At 42.2% G+C, this 17,305-nt stretch carries 17 protein-coding genes and 1 pseudogene; 13 read left to right on the top strand and 5 right to left on the bottom strand.

What is annotated here, in order from left to right; all coding sequences use genetic code 11:
* Positions 1–8: 8 nt before the first annotated feature.
* The gene (gene sdaAA / locus E2R31_RS03455; protein ID WP_038805886.1) at positions 9–881 is read right to left on the bottom strand and encodes an L-serine ammonia-lyase, iron-sulfur-dependent, subunit alpha; all 873 of its coding nucleotides are present in this window, start codon (positions 879–881) and stop codon (positions 9–11) included.
* A gap of 8 nt (positions 882–889) precedes the next feature.
* On the bottom strand, positions 890–1,561 hold the full coding sequence (gene sdaAB, locus E2R31_RS03450) for an L-serine ammonia-lyase, iron-sulfur-dependent subunit beta (RefSeq protein ID WP_125837440.1): 672 nt from the start codon (positions 1,559–1,561) through the stop codon (positions 890–892).
* A gap of 240 nt (positions 1,562–1,801) precedes the next feature.
* Here sdaAB and apf point away from each other — a divergent pair, with 240 nt between their 5' ends.
* Positions 1,802–2,446 carry an aggregation-promoting factor gene (gene apf / locus E2R31_RS03445; RefSeq protein WP_061454159.1) on the top strand — a complete coding sequence of 215 codons (645 nt, stop codon included), beginning with the start codon at positions 1,802–1,804 and terminating at the stop codon, positions 2,444–2,446.
* A gap of 50 nt (positions 2,447–2,496) precedes the next feature.
* Here apf and E2R31_RS03440 read toward each other — a convergent pair whose 3' ends face one another.
* Positions 2,497–3,360: a helix-turn-helix domain-containing protein gene (locus tag E2R31_RS03440; RefSeq protein ID WP_132972839.1), complete on the bottom strand. Its 864-nt coding sequence runs from the start codon at positions 3,358–3,360 to the stop codon at positions 2,497–2,499.
* Between the two features lie 182 nt (positions 3,361–3,542).
* Here E2R31_RS03440 and E2R31_RS03435 point away from each other — a divergent pair, with 182 nt between their 5' ends.
* The 6 genes from E2R31_RS03435 (at position 3,543) to mnmG (ending at position 10,789) form a co-directional block, all read left to right on the top strand.
* A complete protein-coding gene (locus E2R31_RS03435) occupies positions 3,543–5,651 on the top strand; it encodes a bacteriocin-associated integral membrane family protein (protein WP_132972837.1) in 2,109 nt (702 codons plus the stop codon).
* Complete coding sequence (locus E2R31_RS03430; protein WP_132972835.1) at positions 5,648–6,277, top strand: ABC transporter ATP-binding protein; 630 nt, start codon at positions 5,648–5,650, stop codon at positions 6,275–6,277. The genes E2R31_RS03435 and E2R31_RS03430 overlap by 4 nt, the downstream gene beginning before the upstream one ends.
* A 501-nt stretch (positions 6,278–6,778) precedes the next feature.
* Positions 6,779–6,985, top strand: a complete 207-nt coding sequence (locus E2R31_RS09965) for a hypothetical protein (protein ID WP_125827663.1) — start codon at positions 6,779–6,781, stop codon at positions 6,983–6,985.
* A gap of 164 nt (positions 6,986–7,149) precedes the next feature.
* A complete protein-coding gene (gene mnmA, locus E2R31_RS03420) occupies positions 7,150–8,271 on the top strand; it encodes a tRNA 2-thiouridine(34) synthase MnmA (protein ID WP_001282954.1) in 1,122 nt (373 codons plus the stop codon).
* 140 nt (positions 8,272–8,411) lie between these two features.
* On the top strand, positions 8,412–8,867 hold the full coding sequence (locus E2R31_RS03415; protein WP_165941782.1) for an NUDIX hydrolase: 456 nt from the start codon (positions 8,412–8,414) through the stop codon (positions 8,865–8,867).
* 8 nt (positions 8,868–8,875) lie between these two features.
* The gene (gene mnmG, locus E2R31_RS03410) at positions 8,876–10,789 is read left to right on the top strand and encodes a tRNA uridine-5-carboxymethylaminomethyl(34) synthesis enzyme MnmG (protein ID WP_132972831.1); all 1,914 of its coding nucleotides are present in this window, start codon (positions 8,876–8,878) and stop codon (positions 10,787–10,789) included.
* Positions 10,790–10,826: 37 nt separating this feature from the next.
* Here the strand turns inward: mnmG and rnjA are convergent, their stop codons facing one another.
* The gene (gene rnjA, locus E2R31_RS03405) at positions 10,827–12,509 is read right to left on the bottom strand and encodes a ribonuclease J1 (RefSeq protein WP_132972829.1); all 1,683 of its coding nucleotides are present in this window, start codon (positions 12,507–12,509) and stop codon (positions 10,827–10,829) included.
* A 1-nt stretch (position 12,510) separates the two neighbouring features.
* Entirely contained in the window at positions 12,511–12,744 is a 234-nt protein-coding gene (locus E2R31_RS03400; RefSeq protein ID WP_000639582.1) for a DNA-dependent RNA polymerase subunit epsilon, read from the bottom strand.
* Positions 12,745–13,033: 289 nt separating this feature from the next.
* Here E2R31_RS03400 and E2R31_RS03395 point away from each other — a divergent pair, with 289 nt between their 5' ends.
* The 6 genes and pseudogenes from E2R31_RS03395 to E2R31_RS03365 all read left to right on the top strand — a co-directional run.
* Complete coding sequence (locus tag E2R31_RS03395; protein ID WP_061454149.1) at positions 13,034–13,249, top strand: hypothetical protein; 216 nt, start codon at positions 13,034–13,036, stop codon at positions 13,247–13,249.
* 332 nt (positions 13,250–13,581) lie between these two features.
* The gene (gene tsaB, locus E2R31_RS03385; RefSeq protein WP_132972827.1) at positions 13,582–14,265 is read left to right on the top strand and encodes a tRNA (adenosine(37)-N6)-threonylcarbamoyltransferase complex dimerization subunit type 1 TsaB; all 684 of its coding nucleotides are present in this window, start codon (positions 13,582–13,584) and stop codon (positions 14,263–14,265) included.
* Positions 14,262–14,699 (top strand): ribosomal protein S18-alanine N-acetyltransferase, encoded by a 438-nt coding sequence (gene rimI / locus E2R31_RS03380; RefSeq protein ID WP_132972825.1) that lies wholly within the window; start codon positions 14,262–14,264, stop codon positions 14,697–14,699. Before tsaB ends, rimI begins: the two co-directional genes overlap by 4 nt.
* A complete protein-coding gene (gene tsaD / locus E2R31_RS03375; protein WP_132972823.1) occupies positions 14,689–15,699 on the top strand; it encodes a tRNA (adenosine(37)-N6)-threonylcarbamoyltransferase complex transferase subunit TsaD in 1,011 nt (336 codons plus the stop codon). Before rimI ends, tsaD begins: the two co-directional genes overlap by 11 nt.
* Positions 15,700–15,808: 109 nt before the next feature.
* Positions 15,809–16,672 carry an Rgg/GadR/MutR family transcriptional regulator gene (locus E2R31_RS03370; protein WP_132972821.1) on the top strand — a complete coding sequence of 288 codons (864 nt, stop codon included), beginning with the start codon at positions 15,809–15,811 and terminating at the stop codon, positions 16,670–16,672.
* 115 nt (positions 16,673–16,787) lie between these two features.
* Positions 16,788–17,305: pseudogene (locus E2R31_RS03365) on the top strand (CPBP family glutamic-type intramembrane protease); the annotation flags it as partial.

Here is a 17,305-nt window from a genome sequence, read left to right as displayed (position 1 = left end):
AGATAAGGTTATTCTCCGAAGATTTCTTTTTGTAGGCGACGGCCAGTAGGGGTGGCTGCGAGTCCACCTTCAGCCGTTTCTCGGAAGGCAGTTGGGAGGCTGGATCCGACTTGGTACATGGCATCGATGACTTCGTCAACAGGGATCTTAGACTCGATACCTGCCAAGGCCATATCTGCCGCGATAAAGGCAAAGCTGGCTCCCATGGCATTGCGCTTGACACAGGGAACCTCGACCAAACCAGCGACGGGGTCACAGATGAGACCTAGCATATTTTTAATGACAAAAGCGATGGCTTGACTGGCTTGATAGGGAGTTCCACCTGCAGCCAAGGTCAAGGCTGCGGCACTCATGGCAGAGGCAGAGCCAACTTCGGCCTGGCAGCCACCTTCAGCACCTGAAATAGAAGCGTTGTTTGCGATAACCAAGCCAAAGGCACCCGCAGCAAAGAGGAAATCCAGCTGTTCTTCGTGGCTGAGGTCAAGTTTTTGAATAGCTGCAGTAAGAACGGCAGGCAGACAGCCAGCACTTCCTGCGGTTGGAGTGGCGCAGACTAAGCCCATTTTAGCGTTGTGTTCGTTGACCGCGATGGCATTTCGGGCTGCTGATAGGATGGTAAAGTCCGACAAGGCCTTGCCACTTTTGAGATGGCGGTCTAATTTGGCCGCATCTCCTCCCGTTAAGCCACTACGGGATTTATTTTCACTGAGACCGAGCTCGACAGAGGCTTTCATGACTTCTAGATTGCGCTCCATGAGGAGGAGAACTTCTGCACGTTCCCGGCCGGTCAGTTCATATTCTGTCGCGATCATGAGTTCTGCGACATTTCCTTGGAAGTCTAGATCTGCTTGCTCAACCAATTCTTTGATAGAATAAAACATGTTTCCTCCTACTTAAAGAAATTGACATTGTGGAGATGAGGGATTTTTCGGATTTCTTCAATCGCCTCTTCGCAACTTCGACTATCGACTTCGATAATCATAATGGCTTTTTCTCCAGCTTTTTCCCGAGTCACATTCATCTGAGCGATGTTGATATCGAAACGAGAGAGGGCTTCAGTAACATGGGCAATCATCCCCGGAACATCCTGATGCACGATGATGATGGTCGGGGTATTCATATTGAGAGAAACGGCAAAACCATTAAGTTCCGTAACTTGGATATTTCCCCCACCAATAGAAATCCCCGTCACACTAATGGATTTGTGTTCATTCTTCACAGTAATTTTAGTGGTGTTAGGGTGAGGAGCGTTGCTGTCTTTCTGAATGGTCCAGACGATCTTGATACCACGCTTATGAGCAATCTCAAGGCTATTTGGAATGTCAGGATCATCCGTATCCATACCTAAAATTCCAGCAACGAGAGCTAGGTCAGTCCCGTGGCCACGATAGGTCTTGGCAAATGAATTAAATAATTGGAATTCGACTTCTGTTGGTGTATCGTTAAAGATGGAAGAGACAATTTTTCCGATACGAACCGCACCAGCTGTATGGCTACTTGATGGGCCAATCATGACAGGGCCGATAATATCAAAGACAGATTGAAAACGAAGTGATTGCATCTGTTTCCCCTTACAAAGATTCTTGTTTCTATTATATCAAAGAATGAAGTTCTGTGCTTATTTCCCTTATAAAACTGAAAAAATGGATAAAAATAGTATAAAATCTTGTCTTTTATGACAAAAATATCAATGTTTCAGTAAATATAAAATATTTTTGTAATATTTCTACACGAAACCGTCAAGAAACGGTAATATTCAAACGGTATGATAGAAGCATAGTAAAAAGGAGAATTTTTAGAAATGACATTAACAACTAAAAAAATCAAATCAACTCTTGCAGGGGCAGCAGCCTTGCTTACGTTCTTTGTACCAGCACTTGCTTCTGCGCAAGAAACGGTAACTTACACAGTTAAACCAGGTGACACTCTTTCAGAAATCGCTGAGAAGTACAACACTACTGTTGAAAAATTGGCAGAAAAAAATAAGATTGAAAACATCCACTTAATCTTTGTGGATCAAGTTTTGGTCATCGAAGGAACAGCTCCATCGACAGCAACTGCAACAGATGCAGCTTCTGCGACAACCTATGAAGCACCAGTTGCTACAGAGGAAACAAGCGAAGCTACAACTTATGAAGAAGTTGCTGAAACAACAACTTACGAAGCACCAGCAGCTCCAGTAGCAGAAGAAAGCTACACTGCACCAGCAGCAACTGTTAGCGGATCTGAAGCAGAAGCCAAAGAATGGATCGCTCAAAAAGAATCAGGCGGTAGCTACACAGCTACAAACGGACGTTACATCGGACGTTACCAATTGACAGATTCATACTTGAACGGTGACTACTCAGCTGAAAACCAAGAACGTGTAGCAGATGCTTACGTTGCAGGACGTTACGGTTCATGGACAGCTGCCAAGAACTTCTGGCTTAACAACGGTTGGTATTAAGAACTAATGAACAGAATAGTATAAAAAGTCGAGGAATTTCCTCGACTTTTTTATATTTCTTTCGGTTGATAATAGTTTTCTACTTCTTTTTGGAGATGAGATAGCATAGAGGTCTCATCGGTTAGTTCCAGAAGGGAGAATCCTTTTTGAATAAGTTTAGAATCATACGTACAAATTCCAATACGGACATAGCAGATAGCAAGCCTATCGTAGCTTTTCTTGTTCTTGGCATCCTCCAGTAAAGTGTAGCAGATTTGTTGGCACATGTTTCTATCTTGATTGTATAAGTAAATGGTAGAGAGGTTGAGTAGGATTGCCATTCGCAAGTCATATAAATGTTGATAGTTTTTATAGACTTCTAAGCGTTGCAAGATTTTTCCAGTGATGAGATGGAGGTGTTCAATGGGAAATCTGAAAAGGATGGTATTGAGGATTTTTAGGTCACTCTCATACCACGTATCTTGTTTTTCAATTTTTCTCCAAAGTTTCTTGACAACCTGTTCTGCGTGGTCTGATAATTCCCCTGTCCCATGTTGACGGATATAAATAACAACTTCAAGCATGTCGCTGATTTCCTCTATAGGGAGGTCGTGGTGGGTCTTGAGGTAGTCTTGGCATTTTTGAAATAAATTGATAAGTTCACTAGTCCCTAAGATTGAGCTCATATTGAGATAGGTCTGCATGATTTCCGCTCGTTGGCTAGGTTGGTAGAGATGGCAAATATAGTCAAACTCTTCAAAGGTCATATTAATTTGCTGGAGAAGAAATTCCATATTCTCATATTTAGGGGTTGTCTTGCCACTTTCGATTTTTGATAGGCTGGTTCTTGAGAGAATATCCCCACAGACCTCCTCTTGAGTTAACCCTTTTGACTCACGGATTTCTTTATAAACATTTCCAAAATCGTAGCGCATGCTTTCCTCCTTATTTGTGAAAAAAGTTAACAAAAATAGAAATTGATTAAAAATATTGTATCATAGTAGTATAAAAAGTAAAAAAGAAAGCTAAAATAATTTGTGAAAAAGGTTAACAAATTCTACGACAAGGTATATTGTATTTTATATTCAAGATGATAAAGTGCTGAGGAGGTATCTTTATGAAAAAAATCAGTAATTTCTGTATGTTACTCCTGCTTCTGTGTACCACTTTTTTTGTTTTTAATGTAAACTACACACGAGAAGTAGTTCGGATTCAGGAAATGGGAAAGACAGCGAGTTCTTTGGATGTATACTTAAAAGATGTCAATGAACCTGCAGCGTCTGTTCTTCGATTTTTTGAGGATGTATCAAAGGAATACAAAGTCTCCATCATCAAAACAGACAGTGGTGATGAGGTGATCAAGTCTGGTGTTTTTGATAAAGATACCTTCCCCTACCAAGAGTTCGGGATTTCTTCCCTTGATTTTACAGAAAATGGCGAGGGAGTCTATAGTAATAAAGACCTTTCTAATAAACTTGGTACGATTCCGACCTTTCTAAAAGCCAAGCCTATTCAGCTTATGACTTTTCAAACCTATATCAAAGATACATCTCGTAGTTTAAATGGTCGCTACACGATTAGTTCGACTCAAGAGATGGATAGAGATCAGATTTTACAGAAGTGGAGTGATTTTTTCAAGACCGACCAGACTACCTTGCTAGAGCCGATCTACAAAAGTGCAGTGGAAGTCATAAATCGAGACTTGCTTTTATCTGCTATTGTTTTTGCCTTGGCTATTTTGCTTCTTGTCTTAGTAACAGTGTATCAGCCAATGATGGAGATGAAAAGAGTTGGGGTACAAAAATTACTTGGTTTTCAGGATCGGGCTGTTTTAGCTGATGTTGTGAAAGGCAACCTCTACCTCCTCCTAGGTGGGGCGCTTGTGATCAATCTAGGGGTGTTTTTCTTGCTTGATTATAAGCCGAAAGATTTGTTCCCTATGCTGTGGTTGTCTCATTTTTTGCTTTTGCAGCTTTATCTCTTTATCAGTTGGTTGACTTATCTCTTAATTCAAAAAATGACAATCAGCTCTCTGCTGAAAGGTTTTTCATCTTTCAAATTTGGTCTACTCTTTAATTATTTGATGAAAATTGGAACCACCATTTTACTGACAGTCTTGCTAGTTGGGGTGGGGAAAAGTTTGGAGCAAGGAAACAAAGAGTTGGATTACCAGAAACAGTGGATCAGTCAAGGAAATTATCTGACCTTAGAAACCTTCCAACTCAATGATAACCTGTGGCAAGAGCAGTTGGCAGGCTCAGGGCAAGCAGTGGATTATTTCTATCGATTGTATCAAGACTTGGTAGAAAAAACGCAGGCAGGTTATGTGCGAAGTAGCAGTCTTCCTGTAAAAAATTTTGTCAAATCAGAACAGATTCAGCAATATCAGTTAACAGATACGGTGGATGTTTACTATGCTAATAGCAATTTTCTAAAGAGCAAGGGATTCAAGCTACCAGATACCGGCACTAAAAAAGTTATTTTGATGCCAGTAAGTACAAAAGGTGAAGAAGATAAAAATCAGCTCTTGGGGAAATTAATTGCCTATCTTTCTATGAAGTATGAAGAGCAGCAAAAACGAACTATAGAGGAGATGGATATCGAGATTGCTTACTATGAAGGTGATTGGTCATTTTTTCCATATAGTGATAAGCGAAAGGAAAATCTCTACAATCCAATTATTAACTTGGTCAATGATTCTGATATGATGTGGGATGAAAAAGCCTCCCTGTCAACAACAGGTTTAAATAATCCCATTAAAATCGAAAATACGATTCAACATCAAAAAGAGATTACAGAGTTAGTTGAGAAATTGTCAGATGGAAATCATTTAAAATTTTCATCTATTCAAGCCATTCAACAAGAGAAGGTGGATAGTTATCGAGATGCTGTTCGGAATTTTAACCTACTCTTTGCTTTGTTTGGTCTCCTTAGTATGATGATTTCCTACTTCTTACTAGTAATAACTTTCTTGTTGAAGCGAACAGATATCATCACCAAGAAGTTTATGGGCTGGAAATTGATAGATCGGTATCGTTCCTTGCTGGGTCTTCTATTAGCTGTCTATAGCCTTCCTTTTGTAGCCCTGGTATTCTTGGCTCACGCTCTTTTTCCACCCTTGCTTTTTGCAGGATTTACATGCGTAGATATTCTGTTTGTACTTTTCTTGGCATCTAAGATGGAAAAACGAAATGTGGCGCAGTTATTGAAAGGGGATATCTTATGATAAAGTTGGAAAATATTACGAAAACTATTGGGAAAAAAGTTATTTTGGAGAACTTATCTCTAAAGATTAACCAAGGGGACTTAGTTGCGATAGTTGGAAAGAGTGGTAGTGGCAAGTCAACCTTGTTAAATCTATTGGGTTTGATAGATGGTGATTATAGTGGGCATTATGAAATTTTCGGCCAGAAAAATGTACTTGTCAATTCTGCTAAGTCGCAAGCGATTATCCGCGAACACATTTCCTATCTTTTTCAAAATTTTGCTCTGATTGATAATGAAACAGTGGAGTATAATCTCATGCTTGCTCTAAAGTATGTGAAATTGCCCAAGAAAGATAAAGTTAAAAAGATAGAAGAAATTTTAGAGAGAGTGGGATTGTCATCAACCCTACATCAGAAGGTTTCAGAGTTATCTGGAGGGGAACAGCAACGAATCGCAGTTGCTAGAGCCATTTTAAAACCGAGTCAGCTCCTTTTAGCAGATGAACCAACCGGCTCTCTAGACCCTGAAAATCGAGATTTGGTTTTAAACTTTCTCTTAGATATGAACAAGGAAGGGAAAACGGTCATTATCGTTACCCACGATATCTATGTGGCTCAACAATGCCATCGAGTCATTGAATTGTGAAAAATACAGAAATTTTATCAAAAATATTTAAACTTAAGGGCACCTTTAAAATTTAATTTTAAAGCACGAATTTATTAACATTTTTTGATTGATAAAAATAGAAAAGCGGTTGTTTTTAGGAGATTCCCTAAAATTACCTCCTAACCACACTTACTAAAAACGATAATTCCTATGGAGATCGTATGACTCTGAAGTTTCGAATACTTAAGTTCTCATGGTTTTGAGCTATTCTAGCTTTAGAATCCTTCAGAATGTAAAATTTTAAGCAGTCAAAGACTTAGAACAATCGCAAAACATTTATTTTATAGTAATTCTAAGCTTAGAATTGCATTGATATATATGTATTCAAGCTATTCGATAGTTAGGACAGCTCTATTCTGAGAAATCTGAGCTATCAATGCTTTAGAATAGTATTTCGCCAATGATTTTTGTTGAAGGATTGATTGTTTTATGATAGTCTAAAATAAAACTGATTTAATGGAGCAAATGGAGAATCGTTACATGAAACATTTTTTTGCAGGAATTGGTGAGATAAGATTTATTAGTTATCTATTGTCTCTATGTGTAGGACTAGCCCCTCTTTTTCATATCTATGTAATAGGTTCGGAACTGAGTTTTGTGAAAATAGTATTATCTATTTTGGGTATTATATTTGTTTGTATTTTAACTATTGCTCGAATTTATAGGACTTTTTTCTATAAAGAATAGTTTGGATTTGAACTGTGTCTAAAGCCAGAGGTTGGTAGAGTATCAACTTCTTTCTTGTCTTCTCCAACCAAGCGTGTTATAATGAATACTGCTCAAGCGACCTTCAATCGTTAAAGCACACACGACCTTCAATCGTGAATAAACGAATAGATGGGAGACTTACCATGAGTGATAACTCTAAAACACGTGTTGTTGTGGGGATGAGTGGTGGTGTTGATTCGTCGGTGACGGCTCTCTTGCTCAAGGAGCAGGGCTACGATGTGATTGGTATCTTCATGAAGAACTGGGATGACACAGATGAAAACGGCGTCTGTACGGCGACCGAAGATTACAAGGATGTGGCTGCGGTGGCAGATCAGATCGGCATTCCTTACTACTCTGTCAATTTTGAAAAAGAGTATTGGGACCGCGTTTTTGAGTATTTCCTAGCGGAATACCGTGCAGGGCGCACGCCAAATCCAGATGTTATGTGCAACAAGGAAATCAAGTTCAAGGCCTTTTTGGACTATGCCATGACCTTGGGGGCAGACTATGTAGCGACTGGGCACTATGCCCGAGTGGCGCGTGATGAGGACGGGACAGTTCACATGCTTCGCGGCGTGGACAATGGCAAGGACCAGACCTATTTCCTCAGTCAACTTTCGCAAGAACAACTCCAAAAGACTATGTTCCCATTGGGACATTTAGAAAAGCCTGAAGTACGCAGACTAGCAGAAGAAGCAGGCCTTGCGACTGCTAAGAAGAAAGACTCGACAGGGATTTGCTTTATCGGCGAAAAGAACTTTAAAAACTTTCTCAGCAACTACCTACCAGCCCAGCCAGGTCGCATGATGACAGTGGATGGACGTGATATGGGTGAGCATGCAGGCCTTATGTACTATACAATCGGTCAGCGTGGCGGACTGGGTATCGGTGGCCAACACGGTGGTGACAATGCGCCGTGGTTCGTTGTCGGAAAAGACCTCAGCAAGAATATCCTTTATGTAGGTCAAGGCTTCTACCATGATTCGCTCATGTCAACCAGCCTAGAGGCCAGTCAAGTTCACTTTACTCGTGAGATGCCAGAGGAATTTACGCTAGAATGCACAGCTAAATTCCGCTACCGTCAGCCTGACTCTAAGGTGACAGTTCATGTCAAAGGTGACAAGGCGGAGGTCATCTTTGCGGAGCCACAACGCGCGATTACACCAGGACAGGCAGTTGTCTTTTACGACGGTGAAGAATGTCTCGGTGGCGGTTTGATTGACAATGCTTACCGCGATGGACAAGTTTGTCAGTACATATAGATTGACAAATTTTCTCAATTTGCTACAATAATAAAAGCAATAGAAATGATGGTCAAAGCTCATGGATGTTGCAGGTCTTTTTGTCCTGCACTTCTTTGGAGTTTTGACTGTTTTTGTGTCGTTTTGAGGAAAGGAAAGAGATGACTCAAGTGGATTTTCGGACCAAAGTGGGAAATACGGTTTTTGGAGTTCGGGCGACAGCCTTGATTGTCCAAAATAATCAGCTTTTGGTTACAAAAGACAAGGGCAAGTATTACACTATCGGTGGTGCCATCCAAGCCAATGAAAGAACGGAAGAAGCGGTAGTCCGTGAAGTGAGGGAAGAACTAGGTGTCAAAGCTGAGGCTGGGCGACTAGCCTTTGTAGTTGAGAATCGTTTTGAACAGGACGGTGTTTCCTATCACAACATCGAATTTCATTATCTAGTTGATCTACTGGAGGACGCTCCTTTAACCATGCAGGAAGATGAGAAAATGCAGCCCTGTGAGTGGATTGACTTAGATAAGCTTCAGGGGATCAATCTAGTTCCAGCCTTTCTAAAAACAGCCCTACCAGATTGGGACGGCCAACTAATACACATTCATCTTGAGGAATAGGAGAGAAAATGACTTATAATTTTACGGAAGAATACGATATTATTGTAATCGGTGCGGGGCACGCTGGGGTGGAAGCATCTCTAGCAGCCAGCCGTATAGGCTGTAAGGTTTTGCTTGCGACCATCAACATCGAAATGTTGGCTTTCATGCCTTGTAACCCTTCAATCGGTGGTTCTGCCAAGGGGATTGTCGTGCGTGAAGTGGATGCCCTCGGTGGGGAAATGGCCAAGAATATTGACAAGACTTACATACAGATGAAGATGCTCAACACAGGGAAGGGGCCAGCTGTCCGTGCCCTTCGTGCGCAGGCTGACAAGGAACTTTACTCTAAGGAAATGCGCAAGACAGTTGAAAATCAAGAGAATCTCACCCTTCGTCAAACCATGATTGATGAGATTTTGGTGGAAGATGGCAAGGTTGTCGGTGTTCGTACAGCGACCCATCAAGAGTATGCTGCCAAGGCTGTTATCGTGACGACAGGGACTGCCCTTCGTGGGGAAATTATCATCGGAGATCTCAAGTATTCGTCAGGTCCAAACCACAGCCTAGCTTCGATTAATCTAGCTGATAATCTCAAGGAACTGGGACTCGAAATCGGTCGTTTCAAGACAGGAACGCCTCCCCGTGTCAAGGCTTCTTCTATCAACTACGATGTGACAGAGATTCAACCAGGGGATGAAGCGCCAAATCACTTTTCTTATACTTCACGTGATGAGGACTATGTCAAGGACCAGGTGCCATGCTGGTTGACCTACACTAATGGTACCAGTCATGAGATTATCCAAAACAACCTCCACCGTGCGCCTATGTTTACAGGTGTGGTCAAGGGAGTAGGACCTCGTTACTGTCCATCGATTGAGGATAAGATTGTGCGCTTTGCGGATAAGGAACGCCATCAGCTCTTCCTTGAGCCAGAAGGACGCAATACAGAGGAAGTCTATGTCCAAGGACTTTCAACCAGTCTTCCTGAGGATGTCCAGCGCGAGCTAGTTCATTCCATCAAAGGGTTGGAAAATGCAGAAATGATGCGAACGGGTTATGCTATTGAGTACGACATGGTCTTGCCTCATCAGTTGCGTGCAACTCTGGAAACCAAGAAAATCTCAGGACTCTTCACTGCTGGTCAGACCAATGGAACATCAGGTTACGAAGAGGCAGCAGGTCAAGGGATTATCGCTGGTATCAACGCCGCTCTGAAAATCCAAGGCAAGCCTGAGTTGATTTTGAAGCGTAGTGACGGCTATATTGGAGTGATGATTGATGACTTGGTGACCAAGGGTACCATTGAACCCTACCGTCTCTTGACTAGTCGTGCTGAATACCGCCTCATCCTCCGTCATGATAATGCAGATATGCGTTTGACCGAGATGGGACGTGAGATTGGGCTTGTTGACGATGAACGCTGGGCTCGTTTTGAAATCAAGAAAAATCAATTTGATAATGAGATGAAACGCCTAGACAGCATCAAACTCAAGCCAGTCAAGGAAACCAATGCTAAGGTTGAAGAGATGGGATTCAAACCATTGACAGATGCGGTGACAGCCAAGGAATTCCTTCGCCGTCCAGAAGTTTCTTATCAAGATGTGGTGGCCTTTATCGGGCCAGCTGCAGAGGACTTGGATGACAAGGTCATTGAATTGATTGAAACAGAGATCAAGTACGAGGGTTATATTTCTAAAGCCATGGATCAGGTTGCCAAGATGAAACGCATGGAAGAAAAACGCATTCCGGCCAATATTGACTGGGATGACATTGACTCGATTGCGACTGAAGCTCGCCAGAAGTTCAAACTCATCAATCCAGAAACCATTGGCCAAGCTAGCCGTATTTCGGGAGTAAACCCAGCAGATATTTCCATTCTCATGGTCTATCTGGAAGGTAAAAATCGTAGTATTTCGAAGAATCAAGAAAAGAAAGCATAGAGAAAAACAGCTCCGAAGACGGGGCTGTTTTGTTGATTTATTCTTCTTCGTCTGGTGTGAGGATCATAGGGATAATGATCGGTTCACGTTCCGTATTTTCATAAAGGAAGGGACGAATAGCGTTGACAATGGCACCATTGACAGATTGGATGCTAGCATCCTTATTTTTCAACGCGATACGAATGGCATTAAAGAGGATGCGCTGGCTTTGGCGAATCAAGTCACCAGACTCTCGCATGTAGACAAAGCCTCGGCTGAGGATGTCTGGACCAGACAGAATCATTTTAGATTTGAAGTCAACAGTTGCGACTGCAAGTACGACACCGTCTTCAGATAGATCACGACGGTCTTTGAGGACAGCAGCGCCGATTTCACCGATACGATTGCCATCGACATAAATGTCTTGGGCATTGAAGTGACCTGCGATACGAGCAGAGTTAGCAGTAAGGGCAAGCACATCACCATTGCTCATGATAAAGATATTGTCCTTCTCGACACCAGTATCCACCGCTAGTCCAGCATGGACTTTCTGCATACGGTATTCACCATGAACAGGCATGAAGTATTTGGGCTTGATCAAGCGGAGCATGAGTTTTTGCTCTTGCTGACCACCGTGTCCAGAGGTGTGGATATTGTTGATTTTACCATGGATGACTTCGACACCAGCTTCTGAGATAATATTAATCAGTTTGTTGACGCTAGTAGTATTTCCAGGGATTGGGCTAGAAGAGAAGATAACGGTATCGCCGGGTTGGAGTTGCACCTGACGGTGTGTTCCGTTAGCGATACGAGAGAGGGCTGCCATCGGCTCACCCTGACTACCTGTACAAAGGATCAGAACCTCGCCTGCAGGGTAGTCCTTGATTTCATTTGGCTCGATAAAGGTTCCCTTGGGAGCTTTGATGTAGCCAAGCTCAATTCCGTTGACTATAGCCTTTTCCATAGAACGACCAAAGACCGCAATCTTGCGTCCAGTCTTAACAGCAGCATCTGTTGCTTGTTGGAGACGGAAGATATTTGAGGCAAAGGATGCAAAGATGATACGTCCTTCAATGCCTTGGATGATCTTCATGATAGACTGGCCAACGACTTTTTCAGAGTTGGTAAAAGTTGGCACTTCCGCATTTGTCGAGTCAGAGAGGAGACAGAGCACTCCTTCTTCACCAAGGGCAGCCATACGGTGCAAGTCTGCAGGCTCTCCAACTGGCGTGAAGTCGAACTTGAAGTCACCCGTACAGACGATTTTACCTTGAGGAGTATGAATAACAATCCCCAAAGGCTCTGGAATAGAGTGAGTCGTTCTAAAGAAAGTTGCCTTGAGATTTTTAAAGGTCAACTCAGTGTTGTGGTTGATTTCGTAAAGTTTGGCGTTGCGCAGGAGGCCGTGTTCTTCGAGTTTTCCACGGATCAAAGCCAGGGCAAGTGGTCCAGCGTAGATAGGGACATTTGCTTGCTTGAGCAGGAAAGGAATTCCACCGATGTGGTCCTCGTGTCCGTGTGTAATCAAAACAGCCTTGATGCGGTCGATATTGTCTACGATGTAAGAGTAATCAGGAATGACGTAGTCGATACCAAGCAAGTCATCTTCTGGAAATTTAATCCCAGCATCGACGATGATAATCTCGTCTTGGTATTCAATTCCGTAAGTGTTTTTCCCGATTTCTCCCAGACCACCGATGGCAAAAACGCCGACTTCTTCAGGTTTAAGAGTGTAGGCCATATTAGAACTCCGTGATTTCGAAAGCGCCAGTTTCTTTTTCGTAATCTAGCAATTTGTCAGACAAGAGTTCGATATACTCGATGTTGTACTCTGGGCGATTTTCTTCGACAAGTTGACGAGCAGCGATACGGCCCTCAAGTTCTGAGTTGGCATCGATGTCTAGGTAAAGTGAGCGTGTTGTTTCACGACGTGGGCTACGTTCTTTTGTTTCTTGATAAAAAACTTTGTAAATCATATAGTTCCTTTCTATTTATAGGTCAACTTATTCCAAACTTTTAGTAGAGATTTGCTTGATTTCATTCCATTTTGTGTCTAGATTGACCTTGATTCGTTACAATTATTTCAATTATACCACAAAATGAAAAATTAGTAAAAGACGGAAATGGAGAAAGTCGGGAGGGAAAGAAGGAACAAAAAGATAGGTAGGATTTGGTCGGAGAGCGCTTAGGTGTTATAATGGAAAGAGAAAGGGAAGTTTATGGATGGGAATATTCCCTATAGCTTTTAAACAAGGAGGATTAAGAATGTTTAGTTTGTTTGAATTTGCAGTAGGGGTTCGCCTCTTGATGTTTGTAATTTTTGTAGCCTGTGTCTATGGTGGAAATCTTATTTTTACGTATCTAGAACACCGCAAAACAAAATTCCTTTGGAAGCTTGCTTTTGTGACGCTCTATTCAATTTTTCTCCTTCTTGTAACCTATGTTGTCTGGTTTGTTTTTTACTTCGGTTTAAATGCTTAAGCTCCAGTTATTCATCTAAGTATACAGAAAATCCACCCCGTATTGATAGAGGGGCGGACTTTTCTATTTTCAGATGATATCCTTATGTTTACGATGATGATCTCTCGCATCGAAAATCGAGTTGCAACATATATGACTTATCCAAATTTCTTATGAAGATCCTTTCAAATTCCTTGTTCACTTATATATTTGGAAAAGATAGGAAAAAACTACAACTTTTTTTGCCTTCCTCTTTGTTTAAGTGGCAGGGCTTTTTGTTTGGGGCAAAGAAAATTCCCATGCGTCAGCTTTTGTAGTATAATAGTAAACAGACCAAAAGATAGGAATGTGTTATGAAAGTATTAGCTTTTGATACGTCCAGCAAGGCTCTTTCTCTCGCTATTTTAGAGGACAAGCAGGTTCTTGCCGAGACGACGATTAATATTAAGAAGAATCACAGTATTACCCTCATGCCTGCCATCGATTTTTTGATGGTCAGTTTAGATTGGACACCCAAGGATTTGGATCGAATCGTGGTGGCAGAGGGCCCAGGTAGCTACACGGGCTTGCGAATTGCGGTAGCAACTGCCAAGACCTTGGCTCATACCCTGAACATCGAGTTAGTTGGCATGTCTAGTCTCTTGGCTCTGGTACCGCGCCAACAAGAAGGCTTACTTGTTCCCTTGATGGATGCGCGTCGCAACAATGTTTATGCAGGATTTTATGAAAATGCCAAACCTGTCACGGCAGAAGCACACCTATCCTTTGCGGAAGTGCTAGAAAAGGTCACGGATGCTGAACAGGTGACCTTCGTCGGAGAAGTTGGTGCCTTTGTGGAGCAGATCCAAGAACAGCTACCACAAGCTAGCTACCAAGAAACCTTGCCAAATGCAGCTAATCTAGCTTTGTGGGCATGGGACAAGGAAGCAGACTCCTTGCACGACTTTGTACCAAATTACCTCAAACGTGTTGAAGCCGAGGAAAATTGGCTCAAGAACCACACCGAGTCTGGCGAGTCCTACATTAAACGCCTATGATAGAAATCAAACGAATCCAAAAACAGCCTGAACTAGCTCAAGCCATCTACGCTGTCATGGCAGCTGTTTATCCAGTCAGTCCTTGGACACTGGAACAAATCCAAGCAGACCTGTCCCAAGACCAGACTTGGTACGCTCTGGCTTATGATGGGACAGAAGTGATTGGCTTTCTAGCCGTTCAGGAGAATCTATTTGAGGCAGAAGTCCTGCAAATCGCTGTCAAAGGGACCTATCAGGCTCAGGGAATTGCGTCAGCCTTGTTTGCAACATTGCCGACAGACAAGGAGATTTTCCTCGAAGTCAGAAAGTCAAACCAACGAGCGCAAGCATTTTACAAGAAAGAAAAGATGGCGGTCATCGCTGAGCGAAAGACCTACTACCATGACCCAGTCGAGGACGCCATCATCATGAAGAGAGAAATAGATGAAGGATAGATATATTTTAGCATTTGAGACATCTTGTGATGAGACCAGTGTCGCCGTACTGAAAAACGACGATCAGCTCTTGTCCAATGTCATTGCTAGTCAAATTGAGAGTCACAAACGTTTTGGTGGCGTAGTGCCAGAAGTAGCCAGTCGTCACCATGTTGAGGTTATTACAGCCTGTATCGAGGAGGCACTGGCAGAAGCAGGAATTACCGAAGAGGACGTGACAGCTGTTGCAGTTACTTATGGACCAGGCTTGGTCGGTGCCTTGCTAGTTGGTTTGTCAGCTGCCAAGGCCTTTGCTTGGGCTCACGGCCTTCCGCTTATCCCCGTTAATCACATGGCTGGTCACCTCATGGCAGCTCAGAGTGTGGAGCCTTTGGAGTTTCCTTTGTTGGCACTCTTGGTCAGCGGTGGCCACACAGAGTTGGTTTATGTTTCTGAGGCTGGCGATTACAAGATTGTTGGGGAGACACGAGACGATGCAGTTGGGGAGGCTTATGACAAGGTCGGCCGTGTCATGGGCTTGACCTATCCAGCAGGTCGCGAGATTGACGAGTTGGCCCATCAAGGTCAGGATGTTTATGATTTCCCACGTGCTATGATCAAGGAAGACAATCTGGAGTTTTCATTCTCAGGTTTGAAGTCTGCCTTTATCAATCTTCACCATAATGCCGAGCAAAAGGGAGAAAGCCTGTCTACAGAGGATTTGTGTGCGTCCTTCCAAGCTGCAGTTATGGACATTCTCATGGCTAAAACCAAGAAGGCTTTGGAAAAATATCCTGTTAAAACTCTGGTCGTGGCAGGTGGCGTGGCAGCTAATAAAGGCCTCAGAGAACGCCTAGCAGCCGAAATCACAGATGTCAAGGTCATCATCCCGCCTCTGCGTCTTTGCGGAGATAATGCGGGTATGATCGCCTATGCCAGCGTCAGCGAGTGGAATAAGGAGAACTTTGCAAGCTTGGACCTCAATGCCAAACCAAGTCTCGCTTTTGATACTATGGAATAAAGAGTCAGCTTAGGGCTGGCTTTTTTGCTAAAATATTTTATAATATGTAAAAAAGTAAAATTTTTTACGAATAGAATAGTAAAGGGAATCTTTAAAGGGGAGTTTGGCCATGATTGAAAAACAAGAATTGGGAGAATTTTACAAGGAACTGCGCCTGGCGAGAAAACTCAAGCAGTCAGATGTGGCTTGTGATGGGCTGACAGCATCCCAGCTATCCAAGTTTGAACTGGGGCAGTCTATGTTGTCTGCGGATAAGCTGATCCTAGCTATCCAAGGGATAAATGTAACCTTCGACGAGTTTGGACACAAGCTTAATAATTATCAGGAATCTCCACATATGCGAATTGGTAGAATGGTTGTCGATCGCTTTGCCCATCAGGATATGGCTGGCTTAGAGCAACTGTTGGAGGAAATCGAGCAGGAACAGATAGCGCATACCTATCGTCGTTTGAATGCCGTCGTGATTAAAAATGCTATCCATTCCTTGGATAAAAGCTATCTGCTTGAAGAGGAGGATCGTGAGTGTTTGACCACCTACCTTTATGCTATCGAGTCTTGGACCTGGTTTGAACTCTATATATTTTGTAACACCATGCCCTTCTTGAGTAATCAAGATCTGATCTTTTTATCAACCTCCTTACTCGAAAAATCCAAGGAATTTAAAGAATTGGCACACAATAGACTGTATATGAAAAGTGGCTATCTGAATATCATATCAGAGCTCATGGAGCGTAAGCTTTTCTCTTACATCCCAATCTTTGAGTCTGAGTTGGAGAGCATGCTTCGTCCGTATGATGTTTTTGAGAAATTATTGTGGCAATTTTTAAAGAAATTGAGTGTTTTCCTTCAAACTAAGGGAAGTAATCAAAAAGAGATTGAACACTTTATCCAATCTCTGCAAATATTAGAAAATCCACAATTAACAGCCCTTTTTGAACTACGATTACAGCAATACAAAGACCTTATCGATTAATCCACTATCGCAAATGAGAGATTTCTATAAGAAAAAATGTCAAATATGCGATTTTCTAAAATAGGGCAGTTTTCGTGTTATACTGTCCTTATTTCATAGTATAGGAGAAAATAAAATGAAAAAGATAATCTCACACTATTACTTGTTTATAGCTATTCTACTTGTCATTGCTGACCAGTTCTTCATTCGTTTGCTTTTACATAGCGACCTTGCTGCTGATCTATCTAACTTTGCCTATTATTTGTCGGATATGATGTTGAATTTTCTTGTGGTTCTGCTTGCTTTTATTGTTATGGTTTGGTCAGGTAAATGGCAGAAAATTAACAGTCGAAAATTTAGAGGCTCCTATCTTTTCTATTCCTTTTTAGCTCTTCTTGCTTTTGTTATTTGGAATTTCATCACATTTTATCTTTTCCCACCTACCAAAAATGAAATTTCTTATCAACTCGCCATTCCGACTTTTACAGGAGCTACGGCATTTTTGATGTATTTTTTCTATCCTGTAATTGCAGGTCCCGTTTTTGAAGAGATGATTTATCGTGGGTTGGTGATGACTGCTCTGGAAAAAGGTAAGAAATGGGGACTGGATGTACTCGGATCAGCTATATTATTTGGAATCTTGCACATTAGTAG

It is taken from the genome of Streptococcus downii (assembly GCF_004353325.1).
Classification (GTDB): domain Bacteria; phylum Bacillota; class Bacilli; order Lactobacillales; family Streptococcaceae; genus Streptococcus; species Streptococcus downii.
Note: the sequence above shows the minus strand (reverse complement) of the source record. Positions and strands in the feature narration are given on the sequence as shown.